The organism is Candidatus Pelagibacter communis, from assembly GCF_001179945.1.
Classification (GTDB): Bacteria; Pseudomonadota; Alphaproteobacteria; order Pelagibacterales; family Pelagibacteraceae; genus Pelagilacustribacter; species Pelagilacustribacter ubique_A.
The window spans coordinates 1-1,442 of the sequence record NZ_CVSG01000035.1; the positions used below are offsets into that span (position 1 = coordinate 1).

A 1,442-nucleotide genomic window follows, 5' to 3' on the forward strand; every position below is an offset into this window, starting at 1 on the left:
CGCTAAAGCTTTACCAGCTTTACCTTGTTGTGCCATTGGATATCCATCAAAAGAAGTGGCTACAGTTCCTGGAACACCAGGTGCATTAATTAAAATTGAAGAAGTTGATCCACCAAAGACTGCCCCGTAATAAACTCCAGCCATTAAAATTAACCCTGTTGACGGATCAAAACCATAAGTAATTGGTATCATTAATGCTATGGCTGTCATCGGACCTAAACCTGGGAGCATTCCAATAATTGTCCCAGCAAAACAACCAATCATCACCATCATTAAATTTTTGAATGATAAAGCAGTTTGTAATCCTATTAGTATTCCTTCAATCATCCCATTACTCCTAAGTATTTTAAAAAAGGATCACGTAAATAAATATTTAGTAGTCCGTGAAGAAGGTACATAAATATTGCTACAAAAGGAAAAGATAGAATAAATATCCAAATCCATTTTCGTTCTCCTAAAATTATGTAGGAGGCGACTAAAAAAATTGAAGTTGAAAGAAAATATCCGGCTCTCAAAATAGTTAAGCCATATAAGATCATTAAAATAACTAACCCTATAGTTTTTTTATAATCTAAAACTTTTAAATCGACGTCAGTAGGATTTGTCTCCGGTAAAATAACGTAAAGTGCAGAAAAAACTAATCCAGCAAAACCTAAATAAATTGGAAATGTCTTAGCATTAAATGGTGCGTTTTCATCAAAAGCAAAGACCTGTATTTGATAGGCTGTATATAAATAATAACCCGAAAAGATAAAGAAGAGCAGTGAAATTAATTTTGATGGACTAATTTTCACTGCTCTTACTTCAAGTTAACAACTAGATAACGCCTAGTTTTTTCATTAACTTTGTCATCTCTTTTGTTTGACCTTTTAAGAAACTGTCAAACTTACGTCCTGGGTTATAGATATTTACCCAAGCATTTCTTTTTCTAACTGCTTCCCATTCAGGAGTCTTTTGAACATCGCCTAACATTTTTTCGATCTTCTTAACATCTGAACTTGGCATACTCTTAGGAGCAAAGAAACCTCTCCAGTTAACAAACTGAACATCATATCCTTGTTCTTTCAAAGTTGGGACTTCTGGAGCATCACCTACTCTTTTAGGAGCTGTAATGCCAATAATTCTTACTTGGTCTCTAGCACCCATTACTTCTCCCAAACCAGTTGAAAGAATTTGAGTTTCTCCTGATAAAAGTCCTGCTAAAGCTTTACCACCAGCATCGTAAGGTACGTAAACTACATCGTTAGGGTTTGCGCCAGCCTCTTGAAATGCAAGTGCACCAATTAAATGGTCCATGCTTCCTCTTACAGATCCACCAGCCATTTTTACTGACTTAGGATTTTTTTTGTAAGCATCCACTACATCTTTAAAGTTTTTGTATGGTGAATTTTTAGCGACTGCAATTGCACCATAGTCACCGATTACACCAGCGATTGGTTTAA

The 1,442-nt window shown here is 35.4% G+C and carries 3 protein-coding genes; all 3 read right to left on the bottom strand.

Annotated elements, in window-relative coordinates; all coding sequences use genetic code 11:
• Window positions 1–327: tripartite tricarboxylate transporter permease (locus AMN78_RS00975; protein ID WP_179850587.1), on the bottom strand; the 327-nt coding region annotated here is incomplete at its 3' end.
• Complete coding sequence (locus AMN78_RS00980) at window positions 324–794, bottom strand: tripartite tricarboxylate transporter TctB family protein (RefSeq protein ID WP_075533758.1); 471 nt, start codon at window positions 792–794, stop codon at window positions 324–326. The genes AMN78_RS00980 and AMN78_RS00975, both read right to left, overlap by 4 nt.
• 22 nt (window positions 795–816) lie before the next feature.
• Window positions 817–1,442: Bug family tripartite tricarboxylate transporter substrate binding protein (locus AMN78_RS00985; protein ID WP_143323151.1), on the bottom strand; the 626-nt coding region annotated here is incomplete at its 5' end.